Below are 24,071 nucleotides of genomic sequence, written 5' to 3'. Positions count from 1 at the left end.
TTCATGAACCGGAAACAGCGAAAAGTCTGGCCAGAGCGGCCTGTTGCTGTCTACCGTGCGTCCACCGCTGACCCGCTGTCGTGTGAAAGGACTTCCATGCCCTCACGCCGTATAGCCGTAGCCACCGCCACTCTGGCTGCCGCCGCCCTCGTCTCCCCGCTGCTGTTCGCCGGGACCGCGGGTGCGACGAGCCCGCAGAGCGACGCCGCCCGGGGCGACGCGCTCGCGCGGAAGCTGGTGAAGGACTCGACGGGCAAGGGTGCCAACAACCACCTGAAGGTCTTCCAGGCGATCGCGGACTACAACAAGGGCAACCGGGTCGCCGGGTCCAAGGGCCACGAGCAGTCCGCGAAGTACGTCGAGCTGGTCCTGCGGGCCTCCGGCTACAAGGTCACCAAGCACGAGTTCGACTTCGTGTACGTGGAGACCGTCGCGGAGAAGCTGACCGTGAACGGGGCGGCCGGCCGCGACGTCCCGATCCACCTGATGACCTACACCGCGAACAGCCCGGAGGGCGGGGTCACCGCCCCGGTGGCCGTGGCCCCGGTGGACGCCGACGGCACCAACGGCTGCGAGCCGGGCGACTTCGCCGCCGGCGCCTTCACCGGCAAGGTCGCCCTGGTCAAGCGGGGCGGCTGCACCTTCGCCGTGAAGCAGGAGAACGCGGCGGCGGCCGGCGCGGTCGGCGCGATCATCTACAACAACACCGCGGGCGCCCTGAACGGCACCATCGGCGACCCGACCCTGGGCAAGGTGCCGACCGGCGGCATCACCCAGGAGGAGGGCGAGCGCCTCGTCGCGGAGGCCGCGGCCGGTCCGGTCAGCCTGACCCTGGACATCCGCGAGCTGCGGGAGAACCGCAAGACGTACAACGTGATCGCGGAGACCCGCGGCGGCGACGCGAACAACACCGTGTTCCTCGGCGCCCACCTCGACTCGGTCGCCGCCGGCGCGGGCATCAACGACAACGGTTCCGGCTCGGCCGGCATCCTGCAGGTCGCCCAGCGGCTCGCCTCCAGCCAGTACAAGGTCAAGAACAAGGTGAAGTTCGGCTGGTGGTCGGCCGAGGAGTTCGGGCTGCTCGGCTCGGAGGCCTACGTCGGCTCGCTGACCGAGGCCCAGAAGAAGCAGATCAAGCTCTACCTGAACTTCGACATGATCGCCTCGCCGAACGCCGCGTACTTCGTCTACGACGGCGACGACTCCGACGCCACCGGCGCGGGCCCCGGCCCCGAGGGCTCGGCGCAGCTGGAGAAGGGCATCACCGACTTCCTCGACTCCAAGCGGATCCCGCACGAGGGCACCGACTTCAGCGGCCGCTCCGACTACGGCCCGTTCATCGAGGTCGGCATCCCCTCCGGCGGCACCTTCACCGGCGCCGAGGGCATCAAGACCGAAGCCCAGGCGGCGAAGTTCGGCGGCCAGGCCGGGGTGGCGTACGACGTCAACTACCACGGTGAGGGCGACGACATCCGCAACATCAACCAGAAGGCGCTCGACATCAACGTGGACGTCATCGCGGACGCGGTCGGCCACTACGCGCACGACCTGGCCCCGCTGGGCCGCCCGGTCGTGTCCAAGCCGAGCAACGGCACGGGCAGCGGCGGCGGCCTCCACGACGGCCACGACGTGGCCGCCGAGTAACCGCCCCAGAGCCCCCGACCGGCCCCCGGCGCGCCCCGCGCGCCGGGGGCCGGTGTCGTTGTCGTGGGGAGGTCAGGGGCGCCAGCCGGGGATGCCGACCGCCTGGACGAGCCAGCCGAAGTCGCCGAGGCCGCCGCGGGCGGTGAGTTCGGCGGCCTCCCCGGCACCGGCCAGGGCCCGGACGTACGCGGCCGGGTCCGTCGAGGCCAGCGACAGCGGCGGCCGGGCGCCCGAGACCCCGAGGGCGGCCAGCGCCTCCCGCTGGCTCACCAGCACCGGCTCGGCGGCGCGGCCCGGGGCCGCCGCCCGGCCCGCGGCGGCGCAGGCGTCGAGGGCCACGTGGGCCGTCAGGTCGCAGCTGCCGTCGGGGACGGGGTGCACCTCGCGGCCTTCGCGGAAGGCGGTGAGGGTGCCCCAGGGCGGGCGGGCGGCGGCCGTGTGGGCGTAGTCCACCGCGACCGCCAGCCCACGGTCCAGGGCGGCCACGGCGGAGGCCCAGGCCTCGTCCCGGGGGCGGCCGATCTCGGCCCGGCCGGCGCCCGGCCACCACCGGTCCAGCCAGGCCCGGTCCGGGCCGGTCACCGGCCCGCCCGGGCCCTCGGTGCCGTCGGCGGCCACCGTGACGTAGCGGCCGTCCTCCGCCACGTCCAGCGGCACGTTGTCCAGCCACTCGTTGGCGAACAGCAGCCCGGTGGTCCCCTCGGGCGGCTCCGGCACCCAGCCGATCCGCGGGTCCAGCCCGGCCGGCCGGGCCGCGCGTTCCACCGCGTACGGCCGGACCCGCGCCGCCGTGTCCGCCGGCAGCGCCGCCAGCACCCCGGTCAGCAGTTCCGCCCGCCCGGCGCCCACGTCCACCAGGTCCAGCCGGTCCGGCCGGCCCAAGTCCGCGTCCACCCGGCACAGCAGCCGCGCCACCGCGCCCGCGTACAGCGGGGAGGCGTGCACGGAGGTGCGGAAGTGCCCGGCCGGACCGGTCGGGTCCGCCGGCCGGACGTAGAAGCCGCCGGGCCCGTACAGCGCCGATTCCATCGCCGCGCGCCAGCCGGCAGGGCCGCCGGACGGCCGTCGCGCGCTCTCACCCTCAGTGCTCACGGTGCTCACCGCACCAAGGCTAAGGCGGCCCTCCACCTTGGGGAGTACTCACCCGCCCCACGGATCGCCCCTCTGGTTGACTCCAGCACCTGTCTCCTTTCCCTACTCTGGGTTACGTGCAGCGCCTCTACGACTTCCTCCGCAGACACCCGACGGGCGTCGACAGCTCCTGGGCTGTCCTGCTCTTCGCGTTGGGCATGCTGCAGGTCTCCGAGGGATTCGGTTCCACCCGGGAGCGGCTGACCGCCGTGCCCGCCGTGATCGCGTTGTCCACCGCCGTCGCCCTGCGCCGCAAGTGGACGGTGCCGATGCTCTGGCTGACCGTCGGCAGCGGCGTCTACCAGCTGGCCACCGGCTCGGAGCCGACCCCGGCGAACTTCGCGATGCTGGCCCTGCTCTACACGACGGCCGCCTCCGACGTGCCCCGCTGGGTGTCCCGCACCGCCCTGGCCATCGGTCTGGCGGCCCCGGCGCTGGCCCAGCTGCGCTGGGGGGTCACCGGGAACGACTCCAAGGCCGAGACCGTCTTCACCATCACCATGCTGATGGTGGTGTTCGCCCTGGCCTGGGTGCTCGGCGACTCCCTCCGCACCCGGCGCGCCTACTACGCGCAGCTGGTCGAGCGGAACCAGCGGCTGGAGAACGAGCGGGCCGCCCAGGCCCAGGTGGCGGTGGCCGCCGAGCGCGCCCGGATCGCCCGCGAGCTGCACGACGTGGTGGCGCACAACGTGTCGGTGATGGTGGTCCAGGCCGACGGCGCCGCCTATGTCATGGACTCCTCCCCCGAGATGGCCAAGGAGGCCCTCCAGACCATCTCCGGCACCGGCCGGCAGGCCCTCGCCGAGATGCGCCGGCTGCTCGGGGTGCTGCGCACCGGTGAGCCGCAGGAGTCCGAGGACTACGTGCCGCAGCCGGACGTGGAGCAGATCGAGGTGCTCGTCGAGCAGGTGCGCGGTTCCGGCCTGTCGGTGGAGTTCGAGGTGGAGGGCGCCCCCCGGCAGCTGCCCAGCGGGGTCGAGCTGACGGCGTACCGGATCGTGCAGGAGGCGCTGACGAACACCCGCAAGCACGGCGGGCCGGAGGCCCGGGCGAGCGTCCGGCTCCTGTACTTCGACGACGGGCTGGGCCTGCTGATCGAGGACGACGGCCGGGGCGCGGCCCACGAGCTGTACGAGGACGGCGGCGCCGACGGCGCCGGGCACGGACTGATCGGCATGCGCGAACGGGTCGGTATGGTCGGCGGGACCCTGGACGCCGGACCGCGTCCGGGCGGCGGCTTCCGGATCAGCGCTTTGCTGCCACTGAAGAAGAGATGAGGTCGAGGGAGCCGATGTCCATCCGAGTGATGCTGGTCGACGATCAGGTGCTGCTGCGCACCGGGTTCCGGATGGTGCTCGCCGCCCAGCCGGACATGGAGGTCGTCGCCGAGGCGGGCGACGGTCTGGAGGCGCTGGAGGTGCTGCGGGCCACCAAGGTGGACGTGGTGCTGATGGACGTCCGGATGCCGAGGCTGGACGGGGTGGAGGCGACCCGGCGGATCTGCGAGCCGGAGGAGCACCCCAAGGTGATCATCCTGACCACCTTCGACCTGGACGAGTACGCCTTCTCCGGGCTGAAGGCGGGGGCCAGCGGGTTCATGCTGAAGGACGTGCCGCCGGGCGAGCTGCTGGCGGCGATCCGCAGCGTGCACAGCGGGGACGCGGTGGTGGCCCCGTCCACCACCCGCCGGCTGCTGGACCGGTTCGCCCCGATGCTGCCGACCACCACGGCCGAGCCGCGGAACAAGGACCTGGACCGGCTGACCGACCGGGAGCGGGAGGTCATGCTGCTGGTGGCGCAGGGCCTGTCGAACGGGGAGATCGCGGGCCGGCTGGTGCTGTCCGAGGCCACCGTGAAGACCCATGTGGGCCGGATCCTGACCAAGCTGGGCCTGCGGGACCGCGTGCAGGTCGTCGTGCTGGCCTACGAGACGGGGCTGGTCCGGGCCGGCGGCAACCCGGGCTGACGCACCACCGGAGGGCCCCCGGCCCGCCGGCTCAGGTGAGCCAGCGGTCCGGGCGGGCCTCGGCCCGGCCGGTGCGGGAGCGGTCGGCCTGCTCCAGGAGCAGGGCGTCCGCCTCCGCCCGCGGGCGGAGCCGGGCCGTCACCGTGCCGGAGGCGCCGTGGTCCACCCGGATGTCGGCGACCCCGCGGGCCCGCTCCCAGGGCCCCTGGCCCAGCCGGACGCTCTGCACCTTGGCGTGCGGGACGACCTCGGTCCGCCGGCACAGCCTGCCGTGCCGGGCCGCGAACACCTGGTCGGAGACGGCCAGCCCGTATCCCTTCCACCACACCGGGACCACCCAGGGGGAGCCCCGGCCCGGGGACGGGGAGAAGGAGAGCGCCGCCAGGTCCACCCCGGGCAGCACCCGGGACACCACCTCGTGGGCGGCGGCCCGGGAGGCCACCGGCACCAGCAGGTCGTTCTTGGAGCCGGCCACCGCCAGCTCCACCCGGACCCAGCCCCGGCGCCGCCACAGCAGCGGCTCCACGATCCTGACCATCTGCACCCGGCCGGGGGGCACCGTCTCGTGGGCCCTGTCCAGCAGCCCGTGGTCCAGCCGCAGCCCGTCCGGGGACTCGGCGACGGTCCAGTCGAACTCGGTGAGGAACCGGCCCCCGGTGGCCGCCCACACCCCGCCCAGCACCGGCAGCAGGGTGACCACGGAGGCCCACAGGCTGGCGCTCAGCCACCACACCACCACCGGTGCGAGCAGCCCGCCCAGCAGTGCCGCCCACACGCCCAGGCTGAGCAGCAGCGAGCGGACCAGCTGTCCGGCCGGGACCCGCAGCAGTTCCCGTACCGGGGCCTCGCCGACGGTCACCGCCTCGGCCGGGGCCATGCCGGCGGCCCGGGCCAGCAGTTCGGCGCGCAGCGCACCGGCCTCGGCCTCGCCGAGGTAGGCCAGCTCGTCCTTGTCCTCCGTGCCGATCACGTCGAGCTTGAGCTTGGCGACCCCGACGAACCGGGCGAGCAGCGGCCTGGTGATGTCCACCGCCTGGAGGCGGTCCAGCCGGATGTGCGCGGTGCGCCGGAAGAGGAGTCCGGTCCGGATCCGCATCTCGGTGTCGGTGACCGCGTAGGAGGTGTACCACCAGCTGAGGAACCCGTAGAGGCAGGCGGCGAGCACCACGCCCGCGAAGAGCAGCAGGCCCAGCGGGGAGCGCGCCTGGTCCGCCCACTCGGCGGCCCGGTCGCCCTGGTGGAAGACGATGCCGGCGATGCCGCCGATGGGCACCCAGGCGCGGCGCAGCGGGGTCAGCGGGTGCAGCCGCCGCTGGGCCGGGGCCTCGGCCGGGTCCGGCGCGGGGCCGGAGGCGGAGGCGGACGCGGGGTCGGAGGCGGGGTCCGGGACCGGTGCGGGGGCGGGTGCGGTGCTCACAGGCCCGCCGACCTTGCCTCGCCGAGCGCGGTGAGCCGGTCGCGGAGCCTTTCGGCCTCGGCCGGGTCCAGCCCGGGGATCTTCGCGTCCGTGGCCGCGGCGGCCGTGTGCAGCTGTACGGAGGCCAGGCCGAACCGCCGCTCCAGCGGGCCCGAGGTGACCTCCACCAGCTGCATCCGCCCGAACGGCACCACCGTCTGCTCCTGCCAGAGCACGCCCCGGCTGATCAGCAGGTCGTCGGCCCGTACCGCGTACCGCCAGGACCGCCAGTTCCGGGCGATCAGCCCCCAGCCCCAGGCCAGCAGGGCCAGCCAGAACAGTCCGGCGGCCGCCCAGCCCGGCCCGGCCCACAGCCCGAGGAGCAGCGCGGTCACCACCGCCAGGCCGGTCATCCACACCACCAGCAGCAGCCTGCGCAGTGTGAGCAGTCCGCTCTGGAGGCCCACCCAGGCGGTTTCGCCGATCTTCCCCGTGTCCATGTCCTCCACCCTAGGACGCGGAGGTGATCCGTCCTGTGGGACCAGAGGACGAGATCGGCCGGGGGGCTGCGACAATGCCGCCATGACGGAGACCACGGTCGGCATCGGCGGCGCGGCGGAAAGCACCGACATGGTGCTCAACATCGGGCCCCAGCACCCTTCCACCCACGGCGTGCTGCGCCTGCGCCTCGTCCTGGACGGGGAGCGGATCGTCAGCGCCGAACCGGTGGTCGGGTACATGCACCGGGGCGCGGAGAAGCTGTTCGAGGCCCGTGACTACCGGCAGATCGTGATGCTCGCCAACCGCCACGACTGGCTGTCGGCGTTCTCCAACGAGCTGGGCGTGGTGATGGCGGTCGAGCGGATGCTCGGCATGGAGGTGCCCGAGCGGGCGGTGTGGATGCGCACCCTGCTCGCCGAGCTGAACCGGGTGCTGAACCATCTGATGTTCCTCGGCTCCTACCCCCTCGAACTGGGCGGGATCACCCCGATCTTCCACGCCTTCCGGGAGCGCGAGGAGCTCCAGGCCGTGATGGAGGAGATCTCCGGCGGCCGGATGCACTACATGTTCAACCGGGTCGGCGGCCTCAAGGAGGACCTGCCGGCCGGCTGGCTGGGCCGGGCCCGGGCCGCCGTCGCCGACGTCCGCACCCGGATGCACGTCTACGACGACCTGGTGCGGGGCAACGAGATCTTCCGCGCCCGGACCCGCGGGGTGGGCGTGCTGTCGGCCGCCGCGGTGCACGCGTACGGGGTGTCCGGGCCGATCGCCCGTGCCTCCGGGGTGGACTTCGACCTGCGCCGGGACGAGCCCTACCTGGCCTACGGGCAGCTCCAGGACGTCCTGAAGGTGGTCACCCGCCCCGAGGGCGACTGTCTGGCCCGCTTCGAGTGCCTGCTGGAGCAGACCCACAACGCGCTGGACCTGGCGGTGGCCTGCCTGGACCGGATGGGGGAGCTGCCGCCGGGCCCGGTCAACCAGCGGCTGCCCAAGGTGCTGAAGGCCCCCGAGGGGCACACCTACGCCTGGACCGAGAACCCGCTCGGGGTCAACGGCTACTACCTGGTGTCCAAGGGCGAGAAGACCCCGTACCGGCTGAAGCTGCGGTCCGCGTCCTTCAACAACATCCAGGCGCTGACCGAACTGCTGCCCGGTCAGCTGGTCGCCGACATGGTGGCCATCCTCGGCTCGCTGTTCTTCGTGGTCGGGGACATCGACAAGTGATGTCCGGCGAGTCCGGTGCCCGGTATGCCTAGGCTTGCGCCATGATCACTGGCATATTCGCCGGCTACCTGCGCCGGCTCGGCATCCCGGACCCCGGAAAGCCTTCCGCCGAGGGCCTGTTCGCACTTCAGCGCGCCCATCTGGAGCGCGTTCCGTACGAGAACATCGACATCCAGCTCGGCCGCGCCCCGGGCATCGATCCGGAGCTGTCCGCCCGCCGGTTCGCGGCCGGGCGGGGCGGCTACTGCTTCCATCTCAACGGCGCGTTCGCCGCCCTGCTGGAGTCCCTGGGCTACGAGGTGGTCCGGCACGTGGGCGGGGTGTACGAGGATGCGGAGGCCCGCGGGGTCAACGGGAACCACCTGGCGCTGACGGTGCGCGTGGACGGGGTCCGCTACTTCGTGGACACCGGGCTGGGCGACGGCCCGCACGAGCCGCTGCCGCTGGTCGAAGGCTCCTACGAGCAGGGCGGGTTCGGCTACCGGATCGAGCCGCTGGCCGGGGAGGCCGGGCCGGGCTGGACCTGCCGCAACGGGGGCGGCCCGTTCCCGGTGACCAACTTCCTGGACGCGCCGGCCCGGATGGCGGACTTCGAGGCGGAGCACCTGCGGCTGTCCACCGCCCCCGACTCCCCCTTCGTCCGGACCCTGACGCTGCTGCGCCGGGACGCCCGGGGGATCGACCTGCTGCGCGGCCGGATGCTGACCCGGGTCGACGGGACCGAGGGGCCCAGCGAGCGGGAGCTGACCTCGCCGGAGGAGTTCTACGGGGTGATGGCCTCGGTGTTCGGCCGCGACCTGGCCGATCTGACCCCGGCGGACCGGGCCGCGCTGTGGGACAGGGTCACCCGCGCCCACGAGACCTGGCTGGCGGAGCGGGCCGCGGCCTCCTGAGCCGGTGGCCGGGCGCGGCCCGGGCCGGCGCCGGCCCGACGCTGTCGGCGGGCTGCCCCAGAATGGGGGCATGTCAGCCTCGCCTCGTCGCGCGTGCCCGGTCTGCGGGCGCGACTGCGCCGTCACCTCCGGCCGGATCGCCCGGCACGACCCGCCCGCGAGCCGGGGGGACCTGGTGTCCTGCCCCGGCTCGCGGGCCCGGGTGGTGCTGGGTGCCTCGGCGCCGACCCTGGACGGGTTCGTCCTGCCCTCCCTGCCGGGGCAGTTGCCGCTGTTCTAGCCGCTGCTCCGGGCGCCGCCCGCCGCGGGCGTCGGCTGTCGCGGCCGTCAGCTGCCGCCGCGGGTGCCCCGGGTCAGTACGTCGACGACGCGGGTGCTGCGCTCCGGGCCGTAGCCGGCCTCGATGCCGGCGCGGAACACCTCGTGCCGGGGGCCGTGAGGCCGTTGGCCCGGGCCACCGCCACCGCCACCGCCTGGTGGAAGCCGGTCAGCGAGGTCCGGAAGACCGTCATGTTGAGCTGGTGGTAGAGCTGGGCCAGGCCGGCCTCCGTGCCGCGGAAGTCGGTGGTCCCGAGGACGTCGAGGGCCGCGCGGTGCTCCTCGTACACCTCCCGGGGGCCGCTGACGAAGATCGGGGACTCGGGCTTGCCCACCCCGTCCGGGTTCACGTTGACTCCCCCGTCGAGGGCGGTGTGGAGGGCGGGGACGTCGATCAGGCTGAGGACGGTGAGCGCGGATGCCGCGACGGCCTCGGCGGCGGTGGCGGCGGAGCGCGCGCGCCGGGCGGTCAGCTCGGCGTCCTTTCCGGCGCTGCGGTTCCAGACGGTGACCCGGCATCCGGCGCTCGGGGCGACCGCAGCACGGGACTGGAACGAACGCTCTACTCAGTTTCTGGTTACGCTCCTCGGTATGACGACCTCATCCGCCGCCACCGGCACCCGCGACCGGCTGATCCGCACCGCCTCCCGGCTGATGCAGCACGGCGGGTACGAGAGCACCCCGGTCAAGCAGCTGGCCAAGGAGGCGGAGGCCACCCTCGGCTCGCTCTACCACTTCTTCCCGGGCGGCAAGCAGGAGCTGGCGGTGGCCGCGATCGGCTTCGGCGAGCGGGAGTTCGCCGAACTGCTGGCCGAGGGGCTGGGCTCGGCGGCGGACCCGGCCGAGGCGGTGGAGGCGGTGGCGGGCCGGCTGGCGGCGGCACTGCGGGACTCCACCTGGCTGGACGGCTGCCCGGTGACGGTGACGGCCCTGGAGTCGGTGGGACGGCTGCCGGACCTGGAGGCGGCCTGCGCGGCCGCGTTCGTCGCCTGGCGACGGCTGGTGGAGGAGAAGCTGCTGGCCGGCGGGGTGACCCCGGAGGACGCGCGGGACCTCGCGCTGACCGTGATCAGCACCCTCGAAGGGGCCGAGATGGCCGCGCAGGTGGGCCGCACCGAGACCCCGCTGCTGACGGCGGGCAGCCATCTGGCCCGCCTGATCCGCACCTACCTCCCGGCCCGGGAGGCCGTCTCCTAGGAGATGGCGGTCCGGAGCCGGGCCACGTCGATGGGCTCGGTCTCGTCGTGCTCCGTCAGATCGATGACCTGCGCGGGATCGGCCTCCTCGCCCGGGGCGGCGGCCGGAGCCTCCTCGGGGGCGGCGGCCGGAGCCGGGACCTCACCGGAGACGGCGGCCGGGGCCTCACCGGAGGAGGCCGGGGCCGGGGACTCGGCCTTGTGGGCGGCCAGGGCCTCCTCGCCCACCACGTCCGCCAGGTCCTCGTGCTGCACCGCCTCGATGGCGGCCCGCGCCTGCGCCGGGTCCCCCGCCTTGGTGCCGAAGAAGTCGAAGCCGCCCTCGACCCGGGAGGCCCGCCGGGGCGGGGTGTACGGGGCCACGGTGGCGGCCAGCCGACGGGCCGGCACGGCCGAGGCCGCGCTCCCGGACCGGCGGTGCTCCGCGGCGGCGGAGGCGGCGGAGGCCGGGGCTTCCAGGGCGGGTGCCGCCACCGGGGCCTCCAGGGCGGGCTGCACGGCCGGGGCCTCGATCGCCGCCGGGGCGGAGCCGGCGTGCTGCTCGGCCCGGCGGGCCAGCGCGGACAGGGCGGCGTGCGCCCGGGCGTAGCCGACCGCGGTCGGCGCACCGGCGGAGGTGCGCTCCTCGGAGACGGCCGGAAGTTCCCTGGGGGCGGCGGCCGGTGCGGCCGCGGCGGCCTCGATGGCCAGCAGCCGGCGCCGTTCCAGCGCGCTGGCCCGCTCGGTCTCGGCGGTGGCGTAGCGCCGCAGCAGGGCCGCGTGCTCGCCGCGGAGCCCGGCCAGTTCGACCCGCTTGGCCCGCAGTTTGGCATCGAGGCGGGCCCGGAGCGCCCGGGACTCCTCCAGGTCGGACTCCAGTTCGGCTATTCGTTCCTCGGTCCGCCACTCGTCCTTGACGCGGTCGCGGGCGAGTTCGGCGACCCGGCGGCCGGCCGCCCGGTCCCAGGCCCGCATGAGCACCGCGCCGGCGATCCCGGCGGCGGCCGCGAGGGCCACCAGCAGTCTCAGCGTCAGCGGTTCGGCCGGCAGCCAGGCCGCGGCGGCGCTGATCAGGGAGACACCGGCGACCGTCGAGGGCGTGAGCAGCCGGTGCAGGGGTTCGGGATTGCGGTGGCGTCCACGGGGCATGGCCTGAAATTTACAGTGCGTGGGAGTCCCGTGGGGTAACCGCCCGGCAATCTGTTTCCAGGCGGTTACCCCTCGGGTGTGTTTCAGTCCTTTCGGGTGGGATCTCAGTTCTTCAGCAGGCCCTTGGACTGGAGCCAGGCCTTCGCCACATCGGCCGGCTTGGCCCGTTCGGCGTCCACCTTGCGGTTGAGTTCCGTCAGGTCGGCGGTGGTCAGCGCGGTGGTGAGCTTGCCGAGCGCGGCCGCGACCTCCGGGCCGCCGGCGTCCTTGGCGTTGACCACGGGCAGCACGTTGTCGGCGTTCTGGAGCTTCTTGTCGTCCTCCAGCAGCACCAGACCGAAGCTCTCCAGGGTGGCGTCGGTGGAGGTGGTGAGGACCAGCTGGTCGACCCCGTCCTTGACCGCCTGCTTGGCCTGGGGAGTTCCGACGCCCTTCGGGTCGACACCGGTGACGTCGATTCCGTACGTCTTCTTCAACCCGGGTGCGCAGAACGGGCGGACGGCGCATTCGTCACCCGCGGCAATCTTGATCTTCAGTCCGGACTTCCCGAGGTCGGAAAGGGTCTTGAGGTTGTTCTTCGCGGCGAATTCCTTGCTCACCGCGAAAGCGTTCTGGTCCACGGCCTGCCCGACCGGGAGCACCTTCAGCCCCAGCGGGGCCGCCAGCTTCTCCAGCGCGGCGGCGGTGGCCACCGGGTCGCTGGAGGCGACCGGCTTCTCCTCGGGCGCCTTCGGGCCGTTCACCTTGGCGTTGAGGAACTCGGCGAGGGTGGCCGCGTACTCGGGGACGACGTCGATCTCGCCCTTCTCCAGGGCGGGTTCGTAGAGCTCGCGGCTCTTGACCGTGGTGATCGAGGTGCCGTAGCCGGCGTCCTTCAGCAGCTGGGAGTAGAGCTCGGCCAGGACGTTGGACTCGGTGAACCCGGCGGCGCCGATCACCAGCTTGCCCTTGTCCCCGCCCGAGCCGGCCCCGGAGCCGGCGTCCTTGGACTTCTCCAGGCTGTCGCCGCCCCCGCAGGCCACGAGCGACACACCGAGGGCCAGCGCCCCGAGGGCGGCACCGAGGGCGCGCGTGCGCGGGGTCTTGCCGGACGTAGTGCCGTACTTCATTGCGTGGGCTCCGTTTCGGGGCGGTCAGGTCGTTCGGGAAGGTCTGCGGCGGGCGGGGGACAGCAGCCTGTCGACGGCCACCAGCACGCCTTCCACCAGCAGGGCGAGCAGGGCCACCAGCAGGGCGCCGGCGATGACCTGCGGGGTGTCGTACGTGTTGAAGCCGGCGGTGATGATCCGGCCCAGGCCGCCCTGGCCGACCATCGCGGCGATGGTGGCGGTGGCGACCACCTGGACGGCGGCCGTCCGCAGTCCGGTCATCAGCAGCGGTCGGGCGAGCGGGAGTTCCACCCGGCGGAACAGCTGCCCGCCGGACATGCCCATGCCGCGGGCCGCCTCCACCACCGAGCGGTCCACCTCGCGCATGCCGACGTAGGCGTTGGTGAGCAGTGGCGGGACGGCGAACAGCACCAGGGCGGTGACGGTGGGCAGATAGCCCGCGTTGCGCAGCGGGGAGACCATGAAGAGGGCGAGCACGGCGAAGACCGGGACGGCCCGGCCGGCGTTGGAGATGTTGACGGCCAGGGCGCCGCCCCGGCCGATGTGGCCGAGCAGCAGGCCGGTGGGCAGGGCCACCGCGCAGGCGATCAGCAGGGCCAGCCCGCTCACGTACGCGTGCTCCGCCAGCCGGTGCCACACCCCGTTCTCCCCGGACCAGTTGGCCCCGTCGGCCAGCCAGTCCCAGGTCCCGCCCCACACTCCGCCCACGGCCCTCAGGCCCCCTTCCGGATCCGGGTCCACGGGGTCAGCAGCCGCTGGAGCCCGAGCAGCAGCAGGTCGGCGGCGAGCGCCAGCAGCACGCACAGCACGGAGGCGGTCAGCACCTGCGCCTTGAAGGAGCTGTCCACGGCGGGGGCCAGCAGGTTGCCGAGGCCGCCCTTGCCGACGATGGAGCCGACGGTGGTCAGCGCCACGGTGGACACGGTGGCGATCCGCACCCCGGCGAGCAGGGTGGGCAGCGCCAGCGGCAGTTCCACCTGCCAGAACAGCCGCACCGGCCCGTACCCCATGCCCCGGGCGGCCTCCCGGACCTCCTCCGGGACGCCCTCCAGCCCGGCCAGGGCGTTGCGGACCAGGATGGTCAGCGAGTAGAGCACCAGCCCGGTCACCACCAGGGCGGTGGCCCCGGACAGCCCGAACACCGGGAGCAGCAGGGAGAACATGGCGAGCGAGGGGACCGTGTAGAGCACGGTGGACAGCCCGAGCACGGGGGTGGCGTAGCGCCGGCCACGGCGGGCCAGCAGGGCCAGCGGCACCGAGACGAGGACGCCGATGGTGACGGACAGCAGGGTGATGCCGATGTGCTGGAGGGTCGCGTCGGTCAGCTCCTGACTGCGGCTGCGGACGTACTCCCAGCAGATCCAGTCGTTCGCCACCAGGCAGTTCCGTCCCGGCTGCCCGGACACCTCACCCACCCCCGCCCCTCGACGACCACCACCGAACACCAGTACAGGAGCGACCCTAACCCCCGGCACCGACGATGGCCGGAATCCTTCGCAACCGGGCAACACTCCCTTCACAAACCCCCGGCACCGGTACGAGAAGATGAACGGGTGATCCGATTCGAGCATGTGACCAAGCGCTACGCCGACGGGACGAACGCCGTCGCCGACCTCTCCTTCGAGGTGGCGGAGGGCGAACTGGTCACCCTGGTCGGGCCCTCCGGCTGCGGCAAGACCACCACCATGAAGATGGTCAACCGGCTGATCGAGCCCACCTCCGGCCGGATCCTGCTGGGCGGCGAGGACATCGCGGCCGCCGACCCGGTCGAGCTGCGCCGCCGCATCGGCTACGTCATCCAGCAGGTCGGGCTCTTCCCGCACAAGACCGTCCTGGAGAACACCGCCACCGTCCCGCAGCTGCTCGGCACCCCGAAGGCCAAGGCCCGGGCGCGCGCCGCGGAGCTGCTCGAACTGGTCGGACTGGACCCGGCGGTGCACGGCGGCCGCTACCCGGAGCAGCTGTCCGGCGGACAGCGCCAGCGGGTCGGAGTGGCCCGGGCCCTGGCCGCGGACCCGCCGGTGCTGCTGATGGACGAGCCGTTCGGGGCGGTGGACCCGGTGGTCCGCGAGCACCTGCAGAACGAGTTCCTGGCGCTCCAGAAGTCCGTGCGCAAGACCATCCTGCTGGTCACCCACGACCTGGAGGAGGCGGTCCGGCTGGGCGACCGGATCGCCGTCTACGGCCAGGGCACGATCGAGCAGTTCGCCGCCCCGGCCCGGGTGCTGGCGGCCCCCGCCAACGAGTACGTGGCCCGCTTCGTGGGCACCGACCGGGGGCTGAAGCGGCTCGCCGTGACCCCCCTGGAGGCCGCCGACCTGGACCCGGCGGAGGACGGCGGGCCCGCGCCCGCCGCCTCGGTGCCGCTCGGCGGCTCGCTGCGCGAGGCGCTCGCCGCGCTGCTCCAGGAGGACTCCGGCCGGATCGCGGTCACCGACCCGGAGTCCGGCCGGACCGCCGGGGTGCTCACCACCGAGGGAGTGCACCGGGCGCTGCGCCGGGCCCGGACGGAGGAGGTCTCCGCCTCCGCATAGGCCGGGCGCGGGTTCAGGCCCGGGCGCGGGTTCAGGCCCGGATGCGGCCGCTCATCCACTCCAGCATCGGCGGGATCTCCCGCCGCCAGGTGTTGAAGTTGTGGCCGCCGCTGTCGAGGATGATCGAGGAGACCCGGTCGGGCCCCCTGACCCCCGCGATGAACTTCCTGGTGTCGGAGAGGTTGCCCTCGCCCTCCTCGCTGCTGGTCACCAGGAAGGACGTGCCGGTCGGCGCCTTGGACCTCAGGCTCCCCAGGATGTCGGCGCGCCGCTGGAGCGCCTTGTCCCCGTGGAAGAGGTCGCCGGTGGTGGCGTCCTGGGCCGCCCGGTAGTAGGCGGACAGTCCGGCCCCGGCGGCGAAGGTCCGCGGGTAGTGCAGGGCCATCTTCAGGGCGCAGTAGCCGCCGGTGGAGTTCCCGATGAACCCCATGTTCCGCGGCTGGTCGCCGACCCGGAAGGTGTCCCGGACGGCCTGCGGCAGGTCCTGTCCGAAGAAGGTCTCGGTCTGCGGTCCGCCCGGTATGTCCACGCACTCGGTGTCCCGGTTCCCGGACACGGTCGGCCGCAGCATCACCAGGATCATCGGCTGCATCCGGCCGGCCTTGGCCTGCTTGAAGGCCGTCGACGGGTAGTTCAGCCCCTTGATCAGGTTCTCCGCGGTGCCCGGGTAGCCGGTCAGCACGATCGAGGCCGGGAAGTTCCGCTGGGCGTAGGCCGGCTGGAAGTACTCCGGCGGCAGGTAGACGTAACCCGGGCTGTCGATCTTCGACTTCCGGCCGGATATGGCCACCTTCAGGATCTGGCCTCCGACGGCCGGCTGGGCGCCTCCCGGCACGTCCGGCTTCTGCTTGCCCACCACCTTGATGTCCCGGCTGCTCATCGAGTGGTCGACCACCGTGCCCAGACCGGTCTGCCGGCCGAACAGGTCGTCCCAGGAGCCGTAGAACAGGAAGGACTTGTTGGCGGCCAGGCCCACCGCACAGAACAGCGCGAGCTGGGTCGCGAGCAGCAGCCCGACACGGCCGGTGACCGCGCGCCAGGTGCGGCCCGCGAGCCGGGGCCAGAGCCAGACGGTCGCCGCGAAGAGCAGCACGCCGACGGCGACGGCCAGGACCAGAACCGTATTGCTGGTGAGACCCATGATGCGTGATGCCGACTTTCTGGAGGGCGGGTCGAGTTTTTCCGGAGTCCGAGTGAACCCGTCGCCCCCCGATGCCGTCCTAGTGGACGCACACCCCGGAGGCGGGCACTGCCTCCCGGCCACATGATCTCTCGCGGAGCAACGGGAAGCGATGTCTAGCAGAATAGATGCCGATAAGTCCGGACAGGTTGCCCACCGCAGCCCGCGGTTTTTCCGCGGCCCACGCCCCGAGTCGGTCCCCGGGATCGTCGGCACCGCCGTCGCCCTGGTCGGCCTCCTCGACATCGCCGCCGGGGTCTTCCCGCGATTCCGGCACAGCCGCATCCACTCGGTCACCGAGGTGCTGCCCGGCTCCGTGGGCCCCTTCGCGGCGGCCCTCGCCATCAGCGCCGGCGTCCTCCTGCTGCTCCTCGCCCACGGCCTCAAGCGCCGCAAGCGGCGGGCCTGGCGGGCCGCCGTCATCCTGCTGCCCGCCGGGGCCGTGGCCCAGTTCACCTACCGGCACTCGGTCATCGGTGTGATCATCGCCGCCGGACTCCTCGTCCTGCTCCTGCGCCACCAGGGTGAATTCAAGGCCCTGCCGGACCCCCGCAGCCGCTGGAAGGCACTCGCCAACTTCGTGCTGATGAGCGCCGGCTCCATCGGCCTCGGCCTGGTCATCGTGAACATCCACCCCCGCCGGGTGATCGGCGACCCCGGCATCTCCGAGCAGATCACCCACGTGATCTACGGGCTCTTCGGCTTCGAGGGCCCGGTGGACTACGCCGGAAAGGTGTCCTGGACCGTCGGCTACTCCCTCGGCGCCCTCGGCATGCTCACCGCCCTCACCACCATCTACCTGGCCTTCCGCCCCGAGCACCCGGCCGCCCGGCTCACCGACGAGGACGAGGGCCGGCTCCGCGAGCTGCTGGCCCGGCACGGCGGCCGTGACTCCCTCGGCCACTTCGCGCTCCGCCGCGACAAGGCCGTGGTCTTCTCCCCCAGCGGCAAGGCCGCCGTCACCTACCGGGTGGTCTCCGGGGTGATGCTGGCCTCCGGCGACCCCATCGGCGACGTCGAGGCCTGGCCCGGCGCCATCGAACGCTTCATGGAGGAGGCCAAGGCCCACTCCTGGACCCCCGCCGTGATGGGCTGCAGCGAGACCGGCGGCGAGGTCTGGACCCGGGAGACCGGTCTGGACGCCCTGGAGCTCGGCGACGAGGCCATCGTGGACGTCAGGGACTTCTCCCTGGCCGGCCGCCCCATGCGCAACGTCCGCCAGATGGTCAAGCGCATCGAGCGCAACGGCTACACCACCAAGGTCCGCCGGGTCTCCGAGCTGACCGAGGCCGAGCTGAAGGCCGTACGGGGCGCCTCCGACGCCTGGCGCGGCACCGACACCGAGCGCGGCTTCTCCATGGCGCTGGGCCGGGTCGGCGACCCCGGCGACGGGGACTGCGTGATCGCCACCGCGCACCGCACCGAGGAGGGCGACACCAGCCCCTACGGCGACCTCAAGGCCGTCCTGCACTTCGTCCCCTGGGGCCCCGACGGCATGTCCCTGGACCTGATGCGCCGCGACCGCGCCGCCGACCCCGGCATGAACGAACTGCTGATCGTCGCCGCCCTGACCGCCTGCCCCGACCTCAAGGTCGAGAAGGTCTCCCTCAACTTCGCGATGTTCCGCTCCGCCCTCGCCCGCGGCGAGAAGATCGGCGCCGGCCCGGTGCTGCGCGCCTGGCGCGGACTCCTGGTCTTCCTCTCCCGCTGGTTCCAGATCGAGTCCCTGTACAAGTTCAACGCCAAGTTCCGGCCCCGCTGGGAACCCCGCTTCGTGGTCTTCCGCACCACCCGCGACCTGCCCCGCATCGGGCTCGCCGCCATGCAGGCCGAGGGATTCGTCACGCTGGCCCTGCCCCGGCTGTTCGCCGCCCGCCGCCGCCCCAAGCCCGTCCGCGTCTGCCCGCACGACACCGCCCCGGCCCCCGTACCGGCCGGCGCCCAGGCCGCCGCGCAGCCGCTGACCGGCCTCACCGCCCACCAGGAGCGCGGGCCCCGGGCCGCCTGAGCCCTACCCTGGAACACATGAACACCATGCACGGGCCCGCCGTCCGGGGCCGGATCGACGGGCTGCCCGACTGGGACCGCTGCGCGGTCATGGGCGTGGTCAACGTGACCCCCGACTCCTTCTCCGACGGCGGCCGCTGGTTCGACACCACCGCCGCCGTCAAACGCGGACTCGACCTGGTCGCCCAGGGCGCCGACCTGGTCGACGTCGGCGGGGAGTCCACCCGCCCCGGCGCCAGCCGGGTGGACCCCGACGAGGAGCTCCGCCGCGTGGTCCCCGTGGTCCGCGGCCTGGTCTCCGAAGGGGTCACCGTCTCCGTGGACACCATGCGCGCCACCGTCGCCGAGGCGGCCGTCACGGCCGGCGCCGTCCTCGTCAACGACGTCAGCGGCGGTCTCGCCGACCCCGCCATGATCCCCGCGGTCGCCGCCGCCGACGTGCCCTTCGTGGTGATGCACTGGCGCGGCTTCAGCGAGGGCATGAACGCCCTGGCCGTCTACCAGGACGTGGTCGCCGAGGTCACCGCGGAACTCCGGACCCGGATCGACGCCGTGGTCGCCGGCGGCATCGCCCCGCACCGGCTGGTCGTCGACCCCGGCCTCGGCTTCGCCAAGCAGGCCGAACACGACCTCGCCCTGGTCGCCCACCTGCGGGAGCTGCGCGCCCTGGGCTTCCCGCTGCTCGTCGCCGCCTCCCGCAAGCGGTTCCTGGGCCGGGTGCTGGCCGGCGACGACACCCACACCCCGCCGCCCGCCAGGGAACGCGACGCGGCCACCGCCGCCGTGTCCGCCATCGCCGCCCACGAGGGCGCCTGGGCGGTCCGGGTCCACGAGGTACGCGCCACCGCCGACGCGGTTCGGGTCGCCCGTGCCGTGGAAGGAGCACTGTGATCCGTAGAGGCACGAGAGGAGCCAGGTGAGCAGAACCGACATCGAGGCGGTCGAAGAGGTCAACACGGCCTTCTACGAGGCCATGGAACGGGGGGACTTCGACGCCCTGTCGGGGCTCTGGCTGGACGACGAGATCTCCTGCGTGCACCCGGGCTGGCCGGTGCTCGGCGGCCGCGGCGAGGTGCTCCGCTCCTACGCGCTGATCATGTCCCACACGGACTACATCCAGTTCTTCCTCACCGACACCAAGGTCGCCGTGATCGGCGACACCGCCGTGGTCACCTGCACCGAGAACATCCTCAGCGGCGGACCCGCCGAGGCGGGCCAGGACCTCGGCCCGCTGGTCGGCCAGCTGGTCGTCGCCACGAATGTGTTCCGACGCACATCACAGGGCTGGCGGCTCTGGTCCCACCACGGTTCCCCGGTGCTCACCGAGGACGACGAGGAGGACGACGAGGACCCCGCGTGACCCCTCGCGCAAGGTTTGCTGTTTGTCGCAGGTAAATTCGAGCAGTACGACGCCGACCGCACTCGGCAGAGGAAGCACCTACGAAAAGCAGGAGTGATTCGCGTGGATCGTGTCGCGCTGCGCGGCCTCAAGGCCCGCGGGCACCATGGCGTCTTCCCCCGGGAGCGCGAAGAGGGCCAGACCTTCATCGTCGACCTGGTGCTGCACATCGACACCCGCCCCGCGGCGGCCGACGACGACCTCACGAAGACCGTGCACTACGGGGTCGTGGCCGAGGAGGTCGTGGACGTGGTCCAGGGCGAACCCGTCGACCTGATCGAAACGCTGGCCGAACGGATCGCCCAGCAGTGCCTGAAGCACGAGGCGGTGGCGCAGGTCGAGGTCGTCGTGCACAAGCCGGACGCCCCCATCACCGTCCCCTTCGACGATGTCACCATCACGATCACCCGGAGCCGCGCATGAAACAGCCCCAGAGCGACCCCACGGTGCAGCCCGTACCCGCCTCCGTGGTGGAAGCGGTCGACGCGGCCGACGTGACACTCTCCAACCCCAAATGGGCGATCATCGCGCTCGGTGCCAACCTCGGCAACCGCCTGGAGACCCTCCAGGGCGCCATCGACGCCCTCGGAGACACCCCCGGCCTGCGGGTCAAGGCCGTCTCCCCGGTCTACGAGACCGAGCCCTGGGGCGTGGACCCCGACTCCCAGCCCTCCTACTTCAACGCCGTGGTGGCCCTCAAGACCACCCTGCCGCCGTCCTCCCTGCTGGAGCGCGGACAGGCCGTGGAAGAGGCCTTCCACCGGGTCCGCGAGGAGCGCTGGGGCCCCCGCACCCTCGACGTCGACATCATCACCTACGCCGACGAGGTCTCGGCCGACCCGGCCCTCACCCTGCCGCACCCGCGAGCCCACCAGCGCGCCTTCGTGCTCGCCCCCTGGCAGGACATCGACCCCGAGGCCCAGCTCCCCGGACTCGGCCCGGTCGCCGCCCTGCTGTCCGGACTCGACCGCACCGGGGTGGTCCCGCGCCCCGACCTGGAACTCCACCTCCCCGACTGAGCGTTCGTTAGCCTGGGACCGCCATCGGACGAGAACGGGGAACAGGCACGTGAAGCAATTGAGGGTGGGAGTCCTCGCCGGAATCTTCCTGGCCGCCGGAGTGCTCTCCTGGGCGGGCGCCCGGCTGTGGAACGCCTACGGCACCCTGCCGGGCGTTCCGCTGGCCGCCCCGGTGGTCCTGGCCGTCATCGCGGCGGTCCTGCTGGCCACCGCGCTGTCCCTGCGGTCCCGGCTGAAGGCCCAGCGGGAACGCCGCCCGGGAGCCAAGGGGGTCGAACCCCTGATGGCGGCCCGGGCGGTGGTCTTCGGCCAGGCCAGCGCGCTGGTCGCGGCCCTGGTCGCCGGGATGTACGGCGGCACCGGCCTGTTCCTGTTCCTCGCCGACCTCACCCAGGTCCCGGCCCGCCGCGACCAGGCCGTCTACGCGGCCGCCTCGGTCCTGGCCGGCGCCGCCGTGATCGCCGCGGCCCTCTTCCTGGAACACGTCTGCAAACTCCCCGAGGACGACACCGCCCCGCCCACGGCCCCGGCCACCTCCTGACCGCGCCCCCGGGCCGCGCCTCGCGCACCCGGGAGCGCCCCTGCGCGGCCGTCTAGCGCGAGCGCGCCAGGATCAGGCTCATCGCCTCGTTGCGGGTCGCGACGTCCCGGAGCTGGCCGCGGACGGCGGAGGTGGTGGTCTTCGCGCCGGGCTTGCGGATCCCGCGGACCGACATGCACATGTGCTCGGCCTCGATCACGACGATCGCGCCGCGGGCGTCGAGGATCTCCATCAGGGAGTCCGCCACCTGGGTGGTGAGTCGTTCCTGCACCTGCGGGCGGCGGGCGAACACCTCCACCAGCCGGGCCAGCTTCGACAGGCCGGTGATCTTGCCGGACTCGGCCGGTATGTAGCCCACGTGCGCCACCCCGTGGAACGGCAGCAGGTGGTGCTCGCACAGGCTGACGATCTCGATGTCCTTGACCAGCACCATCTCGTCGTGGCCGAGGTCGAAGGTCGTCGTCAGGACGTCCTCGGGCTTCTGCCAGAGGCCGGCCAGGATCTCGCGGTACGCCCGGGCCACCCGGGCCGGGGTCTCCAGCAGGCCCTCCCGGTCCGGGTCCTCGCCGACCGCGATGAGGAGTTCCCGGACGGCCGCCTCGGCCCGCTTCTCGTCGAACTCGCCGATCGTGCCCTCGCCGTCCAGGGTCACTGGGTCGGTCATCTGTGCCTCGTTCCTGATCCATGGTCGGCAGGCCAAAACTGCCGCACCCCCCAGGCTAGAACCTGGGGGGTGCGGCAGTCATTCCGGGCCCGTCCGGCCAGGTGGCGCAGGTCAGGACTCGGGGCGGTCCTCCGGGGCCACCTCGATGCCCTTCTCGGTCGACACCGGGGCGGCGGCGGAGGTGCCGTTCGCCGAGTTCGTCAGCTGGAGCTCCTTGGGAGAGAGCACCGGCGGACGGGTGGACGGGGTGCGCCGGGAGGATCCGGTCCACGCCGGGCGGGCCGGCCGCTTGACGATGGTCGAGAAGATCTCGGCGATCTGCTCCTTGTTCAGCGTCTCCTTCTCCAGGAGCGCCAGGACCAGGTTGTCGAGCACGTCGCGGTTCTCGACCAGGATCTCCCAGGCCTCGTTGTGCGCGGTCTCGATGAGCTTCTTGACCTCTTCGTCGACCAGCGCCGCGACCTCTTCCGAGTAGTCCCGCGGGTGCGACATCTCGCGGCCCAGGAACGGCTCGGTGTTGTCCCCGCCGAACTTGATCGCGCCGAGACGCTCGGTCATGCCGTACTGCGTGACCATCGCGCGGGCGGTGGCCGTGGCCTTTTCGATGTCGTTGGCCGCGCCCGTGGTGGGGTCGTGGAAGACGAGTTCCTCGGCCGCGCGCCCGCCCAGCATGTACGCCAGCTGGTCGAGCATCTCGTTGCGCGTGGTCGAGTACTTGTCCTCGTCGGGCAGGACCATGGTGTAGCCCAGGGCCCGGCCGCGGGACAGGATGGTGATCTTGTGCACCGGGTCGGAGTTCGGGGAGGCCGCCGCGACCAGGGCGTGTCCGCCCTCGTGGTAGGCGGTGATCTTCTTCTCCCGGTCCGACATGATCCGGGTCCGCTTCTGCGGTCCGGCCACGACCCGGTCGATCGCCTCGTCCAGCATGTGGTTGTCGATCAGCTTCTGGTCCGAACGGGCCGTGAGCAGCGCGGCCTCGTTGAGGACGTTGGAGAGATCGGCACCGGTGAAGCCGGGGGTGCGGCGGGCGACGGCCGAGAGGTCGACGTCCGGAGCAACCGGCTTGCCCTTCTGGTGGACCTTGAGGATCTCCAGACGGCCCTGCATGTCCGGGCGGTCGACGGCGATCTGCCGGTCGAAGCGGCCGGGGCGCAGCAGGGCCGGGTCGAGGATGTCGGGCCGGTTGGTGGCGGCGATCAGGATGACCCCGCCCTTCACGTCGAAGCCGTCCATCTCGACCAGCAGCTGGTTGAGGGTCTGCTCGCGCTCGTCGTGTCCGCCGCCGAGGCCGGCGCCGCGGTGGCGGCCGACGGCGTCGATCTCGTCGACGAAGACGATCGCCGGGGCGTTCGCCTTGGCCTGCTCGAAGAGGTCGCGGACCCGGGAGGCACCGACACCGACGAACATCTCGACGAAGTCGGAGCCGGAGATCGAGTAGAAGGGGACACCGGCCTCGCCCGCGACGGCGCGCGCGAGCAGGGTCTTGCCGGTGCCGGGCGGGCCGTAGAGCAGCACGCCCTTGGGGATCTTCGCCCCGACGGCCTGGAACTTGGCCGGCTCCTGGAGGAACTCCTTGATCTCGTGGAGTTCCTCGACCGCCTCGTCCGAGCCCGCCACGTCGGCGAAGGTCGTCTTCGGGGTGTCCTTGGTGATGAGCTTGGCCTTGGACTTCCCGAAGTTCATCACCCGGGAGCCGCCGCCCTGCATCTGGTTCATCAGGAAGAGGAAGACCACGACGATGAGGACGAAGGGCAGGAGGGAGAGCAGCACGCTCAGGAACGGGCTGGTCTTGTCGGGAGAGACGGTGTACCCGTCGGGGAGCTGCTGGTCCTTGACCTTGGTGTCGAGGATCTGGGCCAGCTGGACGCCCTGGTCACCGATGTAGTTGGCCTGGAACTTGGTGCCCTTGTTGTCGCCGAGCTGCTGGCCGTCCTTCAGCTCGATCTTGATCATCTGGCTGTCACCAGTGGTGAGCTTTGCTGTCTGCACCTGGTTCTGGTTGATCGCCTGGACGACCTCGCTGGTCTCCACTGACTTATAGCCGCCGCCGGAGCCGACGACGTTCATCAACACGACCACGGCGAGGACGGCCAGCACGATCCACATGACCGGCCCACGGAAGTATCGCTTCACGTCCATCCATACGGGGCGGTGATCGCCCCGTCCCTCCTGCCCGTAGGTAAATGCTGCTGTGAGTAAAGACTGTTCTTCGGAATGTACC

25 protein-coding genes are annotated in these 24,071 nt (G+C 72.5%); 14 read left to right on the top strand and 11 right to left on the bottom strand.

Annotated features, from left to right (window positions below; translation table 11 throughout):
• Window positions 1-96: 96 nt before the first annotated feature.
• Window positions 97-1,644 carry a M28 family metallopeptidase gene (locus ACZ50K_RS18300; protein ID WP_468903893.1) on the top strand — a complete coding sequence of 516 codons (1,548 nt, stop codon included), beginning with the start codon at window positions 97-99 and terminating at the stop codon, window positions 1,642-1,644.
• A gap of 72 nt (window positions 1,645-1,716) precedes the next feature.
• Here ACZ50K_RS18300 and ACZ50K_RS18295 read toward each other — a convergent pair whose 3' ends face one another.
• Window positions 1,717-2,673: an SAM-dependent methyltransferase gene (locus tag ACZ50K_RS18295; protein ID WP_468904012.1), complete on the bottom strand. Its 957-nt coding sequence runs from the start codon at window positions 2,671-2,673 to the stop codon at window positions 1,717-1,719.
• A gap of 179 nt (window positions 2,674-2,852) precedes the next feature.
• Between ACZ50K_RS18295 and ACZ50K_RS18290 the strand changes: the two genes are divergently transcribed.
• Together ACZ50K_RS18290 and ACZ50K_RS18285 are read left to right on the top strand one after the other, a co-directional pair.
• Window positions 2,853-4,052 carry a sensor histidine kinase gene (locus tag ACZ50K_RS18290; protein ID WP_468903891.1) on the top strand — a complete coding sequence of 400 codons (1,200 nt, stop codon included), beginning with the start codon at window positions 2,853-2,855 and terminating at the stop codon, window positions 4,050-4,052.
• A 14-nt stretch (window positions 4,053-4,066) separates the two neighbouring features.
• Window positions 4,067-4,741, top strand: a complete 675-nt coding sequence (locus ACZ50K_RS18285) for a response regulator transcription factor (protein WP_468903889.1) — start codon at window positions 4,067-4,069, stop codon at window positions 4,739-4,741.
• Between the two features lie 31 nt (window positions 4,742-4,772).
• On the opposite strand, the gene ACZ50K_RS18280 is transcribed toward ACZ50K_RS18285, so the two are convergent.
• Together ACZ50K_RS18280 and ACZ50K_RS18275 are read right to left on the bottom strand one after the other, a co-directional pair.
• Window positions 4,773-6,158 carry a PH domain-containing protein gene (locus tag ACZ50K_RS18280; protein WP_468903888.1) on the bottom strand — a complete coding sequence of 462 codons (1,386 nt, stop codon included), beginning with the start codon at window positions 6,156-6,158 and terminating at the stop codon, window positions 4,773-4,775.
• On the bottom strand, window positions 6,155-6,637 hold the full coding sequence (locus ACZ50K_RS18275) for a PH domain-containing protein (protein ID WP_468903886.1): 483 nt from the start codon (window positions 6,635-6,637) through the stop codon (window positions 6,155-6,157). The genes ACZ50K_RS18280 and ACZ50K_RS18275 overlap by 4 nt, the downstream gene beginning before the upstream one ends.
• 82 nt (window positions 6,638-6,719) lie before the next feature.
• Between ACZ50K_RS18275 and ACZ50K_RS18270 the strand changes: the two genes are divergently transcribed.
• The 3 genes from ACZ50K_RS18270 to ACZ50K_RS18260 all read left to right on the top strand — a co-directional run bounded on the left by ACZ50K_RS18270 (window position 6,720) and on the right by ACZ50K_RS18260 (window position 9,035).
• The gene (locus ACZ50K_RS18270) at window positions 6,720-7,862 is read left to right on the top strand and encodes an NADH-quinone oxidoreductase subunit D (RefSeq protein ID WP_468903883.1); all 1,143 of its coding nucleotides are present in this window, start codon (window positions 6,720-6,722) and stop codon (window positions 7,860-7,862) included.
• A 41-nt stretch (window positions 7,863-7,903) separates the two neighbouring features.
• Window positions 7,904-8,755 carry an arylamine N-acetyltransferase family protein gene (locus ACZ50K_RS18265; protein ID WP_468903881.1) on the top strand — a complete coding sequence of 284 codons (852 nt, stop codon included), beginning with the start codon at window positions 7,904-7,906 and terminating at the stop codon, window positions 8,753-8,755.
• 70 nt (window positions 8,756-8,825) lie between these two features.
• The gene (locus ACZ50K_RS18260; protein ID WP_468903879.1) at window positions 8,826-9,035 is read left to right on the top strand and encodes a hypothetical protein; all 210 of its coding nucleotides are present in this window, start codon (window positions 8,826-8,828) and stop codon (window positions 9,033-9,035) included.
• 73 nt (window positions 9,036-9,108) lie between these two features.
• Here the strand turns inward: ACZ50K_RS18260 and ACZ50K_RS18255 are convergent, their stop codons facing one another.
• Window positions 9,109-9,423 (bottom strand): imine reductase family protein, encoded by a 315-nt coding sequence (locus ACZ50K_RS18255; RefSeq protein WP_468903876.1) that lies wholly within the window; start codon window positions 9,421-9,423, stop codon window positions 9,109-9,111.
• 241 nt (window positions 9,424-9,664) lie between these two features.
• Here ACZ50K_RS18255 and ACZ50K_RS18250 point away from each other — a divergent pair, with 241 nt between their 5' ends.
• Window positions 9,665-10,270 (top strand): TetR/AcrR family transcriptional regulator, encoded by a 606-nt coding sequence (locus ACZ50K_RS18250; protein ID WP_468903874.1) that lies wholly within the window; start codon window positions 9,665-9,667, stop codon window positions 10,268-10,270.
• On the opposite strand, the gene ACZ50K_RS18245 is transcribed toward ACZ50K_RS18250, so the two are convergent.
• The 4 genes from ACZ50K_RS18245 to ACZ50K_RS18230 all read right to left on the bottom strand — a co-directional run bounded on the left by ACZ50K_RS18245 (window position 10,267) and on the right by ACZ50K_RS18230 (window position 13,912).
• Window positions 10,267-11,397, bottom strand: a complete 1,131-nt coding sequence (locus ACZ50K_RS18245) for a hypothetical protein (RefSeq protein ID WP_468903872.1) — start codon at window positions 11,395-11,397, stop codon at window positions 10,267-10,269. The two genes, ACZ50K_RS18250 and ACZ50K_RS18245, sit on opposite strands and share 4 nt — an antisense overlap.
• Window positions 11,398-11,501: 104 nt before the next feature.
• Window positions 11,502-12,506 (bottom strand): ABC transporter substrate-binding protein, encoded by a 1,005-nt coding sequence (locus ACZ50K_RS18240; protein ID WP_468903871.1) that lies wholly within the window; start codon window positions 12,504-12,506, stop codon window positions 11,502-11,504.
• Window positions 12,507-12,530: 24 nt separating this feature from the next.
• A complete protein-coding gene (locus ACZ50K_RS18235) occupies window positions 12,531-13,214 on the bottom strand; it encodes an ABC transporter permease (RefSeq protein ID WP_468903869.1) in 684 nt (227 codons plus the stop codon).
• Window positions 13,215-13,219: 5 nt separating this feature from the next.
• On the bottom strand, window positions 13,220-13,912 hold the full coding sequence (locus ACZ50K_RS18230; protein WP_468903867.1) for an ABC transporter permease: 693 nt from the start codon (window positions 13,910-13,912) through the stop codon (window positions 13,220-13,222).
• Between the two features lie 147 nt (window positions 13,913-14,059).
• Between ACZ50K_RS18230 and ACZ50K_RS18225 the strand changes: the two genes are divergently transcribed.
• Window positions 14,060-15,040 (top strand): ABC transporter ATP-binding protein, encoded by a 981-nt coding sequence (locus ACZ50K_RS18225; protein ID WP_468903865.1) that lies wholly within the window; start codon window positions 14,060-14,062, stop codon window positions 15,038-15,040.
• Between the two features lie 31 nt (window positions 15,041-15,071).
• Here the strand turns inward: ACZ50K_RS18225 and ACZ50K_RS18220 are convergent, their stop codons facing one another.
• Complete coding sequence (locus tag ACZ50K_RS18220) at window positions 15,072-16,181, bottom strand: alpha/beta hydrolase (protein ID WP_468903863.1); 1,110 nt, start codon at window positions 16,179-16,181, stop codon at window positions 15,072-15,074.
• A gap of 151 nt (window positions 16,182-16,332) precedes the next feature.
• On the opposite strand from ACZ50K_RS18220, the gene ACZ50K_RS18215 reads away from it, so the two are divergent.
• The 6 genes from ACZ50K_RS18215 (at window position 16,333) to ACZ50K_RS18190 (ending at window position 21,186) form a co-directional block, all read left to right on the top strand.
• A complete protein-coding gene (locus ACZ50K_RS18215) occupies window positions 16,333-18,228 on the top strand; it encodes a phosphatidylglycerol lysyltransferase domain-containing protein (protein ID WP_468903861.1) in 1,896 nt (631 codons plus the stop codon).
• A gap of 17 nt (window positions 18,229-18,245) precedes the next feature.
• On the top strand, window positions 18,246-19,118 hold the full coding sequence (gene folP, locus ACZ50K_RS18210) for a dihydropteroate synthase (RefSeq protein WP_468903859.1): 873 nt from the start codon (window positions 18,246-18,248) through the stop codon (window positions 19,116-19,118).
• Between the two features lie 25 nt (window positions 19,119-19,143).
• On the top strand, window positions 19,144-19,587 hold the full coding sequence (locus tag ACZ50K_RS18205) for a nuclear transport factor 2 family protein (protein WP_468903857.1): 444 nt from the start codon (window positions 19,144-19,146) through the stop codon (window positions 19,585-19,587).
• 102 nt (window positions 19,588-19,689) lie between these two features.
• Window positions 19,690-20,049 (top strand): dihydroneopterin aldolase, encoded by a 360-nt coding sequence (gene folB / locus ACZ50K_RS18200; RefSeq protein WP_468903855.1) that lies wholly within the window; start codon window positions 19,690-19,692, stop codon window positions 20,047-20,049.
• Window positions 20,046-20,645 carry a 2-amino-4-hydroxy-6-hydroxymethyldihydropteridine diphosphokinase gene (folK, locus tag ACZ50K_RS18195; RefSeq protein WP_468903853.1) on the top strand — a complete coding sequence of 200 codons (600 nt, stop codon included), beginning with the start codon at window positions 20,046-20,048 and terminating at the stop codon, window positions 20,643-20,645. The genes folB and folK overlap by 4 nt, the downstream gene beginning before the upstream one ends.
• 49 nt (window positions 20,646-20,694) lie before the next feature.
• Window positions 20,695-21,186 (top strand): DUF3180 domain-containing protein, encoded by a 492-nt coding sequence (locus ACZ50K_RS18190; protein ID WP_468903851.1) that lies wholly within the window; start codon window positions 20,695-20,697, stop codon window positions 21,184-21,186.
• Window positions 21,187-21,238: 52 nt separating this feature from the next.
• Here ACZ50K_RS18190 and folE read toward each other — a convergent pair whose 3' ends face one another.
• Both folE and ftsH read right to left on the bottom strand, forming a co-directional pair.
• Window positions 21,239-21,850: a GTP cyclohydrolase I FolE gene (gene folE / locus ACZ50K_RS18185; protein WP_468903849.1), complete on the bottom strand. Its 612-nt coding sequence runs from the start codon at window positions 21,848-21,850 to the stop codon at window positions 21,239-21,241.
• 111 nt (window positions 21,851-21,961) lie between these two features.
• The gene (ftsH, locus tag ACZ50K_RS18180; RefSeq protein WP_468903848.1) at window positions 21,962-23,989 is read right to left on the bottom strand and encodes an ATP-dependent zinc metalloprotease FtsH; all 2,028 of its coding nucleotides are present in this window, start codon (window positions 23,987-23,989) and stop codon (window positions 21,962-21,964) included.
• Between the last annotated feature and the right edge of the window lie 82 nt (window positions 23,990-24,071).

Source organism: Streptomyces sp. NPDC033845, assembly GCF_055576225.1.
This window is presented reverse-complemented; position numbering and strand designations above follow the sequence as displayed.

What these genes read in the sequence shown, in the direction of transcription:
- ACZ50K_RS18300 (WP_468903893.1), top strand. Translation starts at nt 97, where the DNA reads ATGCCCTCACGCCGTATAGCCGTAGCCACCGCCACTCTGGCTGCCGCC.
- ACZ50K_RS18295 (WP_468904012.1), bottom strand. Translation starts at nt 2,673, where the DNA reads ATGGAATCGGCGCTGTACGGGCCCGGCGGCTTCTACGTCCGGCCGGCG.
- ACZ50K_RS18285 (WP_468903889.1), top strand. Translation starts at nt 4,067, where the DNA reads ATGTCCATCCGAGTGATGCTGGTCGACGATCAGGTGCTGCTGCGCACC.
- ACZ50K_RS18275 (WP_468903886.1), bottom strand. Translation starts at nt 6,637, where the DNA reads ATGGACACGGGGAAGATCGGCGAAACCGCCTGGGTGGGCCTCCAGAGC.
- ACZ50K_RS18270 (WP_468903883.1), top strand. Translation starts at nt 6,720, where the DNA reads ATGACGGAGACCACGGTCGGCATCGGCGGCGCGGCGGAAAGCACCGAC.
- ACZ50K_RS18265 (WP_468903881.1), top strand. Translation starts at nt 7,904, where the DNA reads ATGATCACTGGCATATTCGCCGGCTACCTGCGCCGGCTCGGCATCCCG.
- ACZ50K_RS18260 (WP_468903879.1), top strand. Translation starts at nt 8,826, where the DNA reads ATGTCAGCCTCGCCTCGTCGCGCGTGCCCGGTCTGCGGGCGCGACTGC.
- ACZ50K_RS18250 (WP_468903874.1), top strand. Translation starts at nt 9,665, where the DNA reads ATGACGACCTCATCCGCCGCCACCGGCACCCGCGACCGGCTGATCCGC.
- ACZ50K_RS18245 (WP_468903872.1), bottom strand. Translation starts at nt 11,397, where the DNA reads ATGCCCCGTGGACGCCACCGCAATCCCGAACCCCTGCACCGGCTGCTC.
- ACZ50K_RS18240 (WP_468903871.1), bottom strand. Translation starts at nt 12,506, where the DNA reads ATGAAGTACGGCACTACGTCCGGCAAGACCCCGCGCACGCGCGCCCTC.
- ACZ50K_RS18220 (WP_468903863.1), bottom strand. Translation starts at nt 16,181, where the DNA reads ATGGGTCTCACCAGCAATACGGTTCTGGTCCTGGCCGTCGCCGTCGGC.
- ACZ50K_RS18215 (WP_468903861.1), top strand. Translation starts at nt 16,333, where the DNA reads ATGTCTAGCAGAATAGATGCCGATAAGTCCGGACAGGTTGCCCACCGC.
- folP (WP_468903859.1), top strand. Translation starts at nt 18,246, where the DNA reads ATGAACACCATGCACGGGCCCGCCGTCCGGGGCCGGATCGACGGGCTG.
- folK (WP_468903853.1), top strand. Translation starts at nt 20,046, where the DNA reads ATGAAACAGCCCCAGAGCGACCCCACGGTGCAGCCCGTACCCGCCTCC.
- folE (WP_468903849.1), bottom strand. Translation starts at nt 21,850, where the DNA reads ATGACCGACCCAGTGACCCTGGACGGCGAGGGCACGATCGGCGAGTTC.
- ftsH (WP_468903848.1), bottom strand. Translation starts at nt 23,989, where the DNA reads ATGGACGTGAAGCGATACTTCCGTGGGCCGGTCATGTGGATCGTGCTG.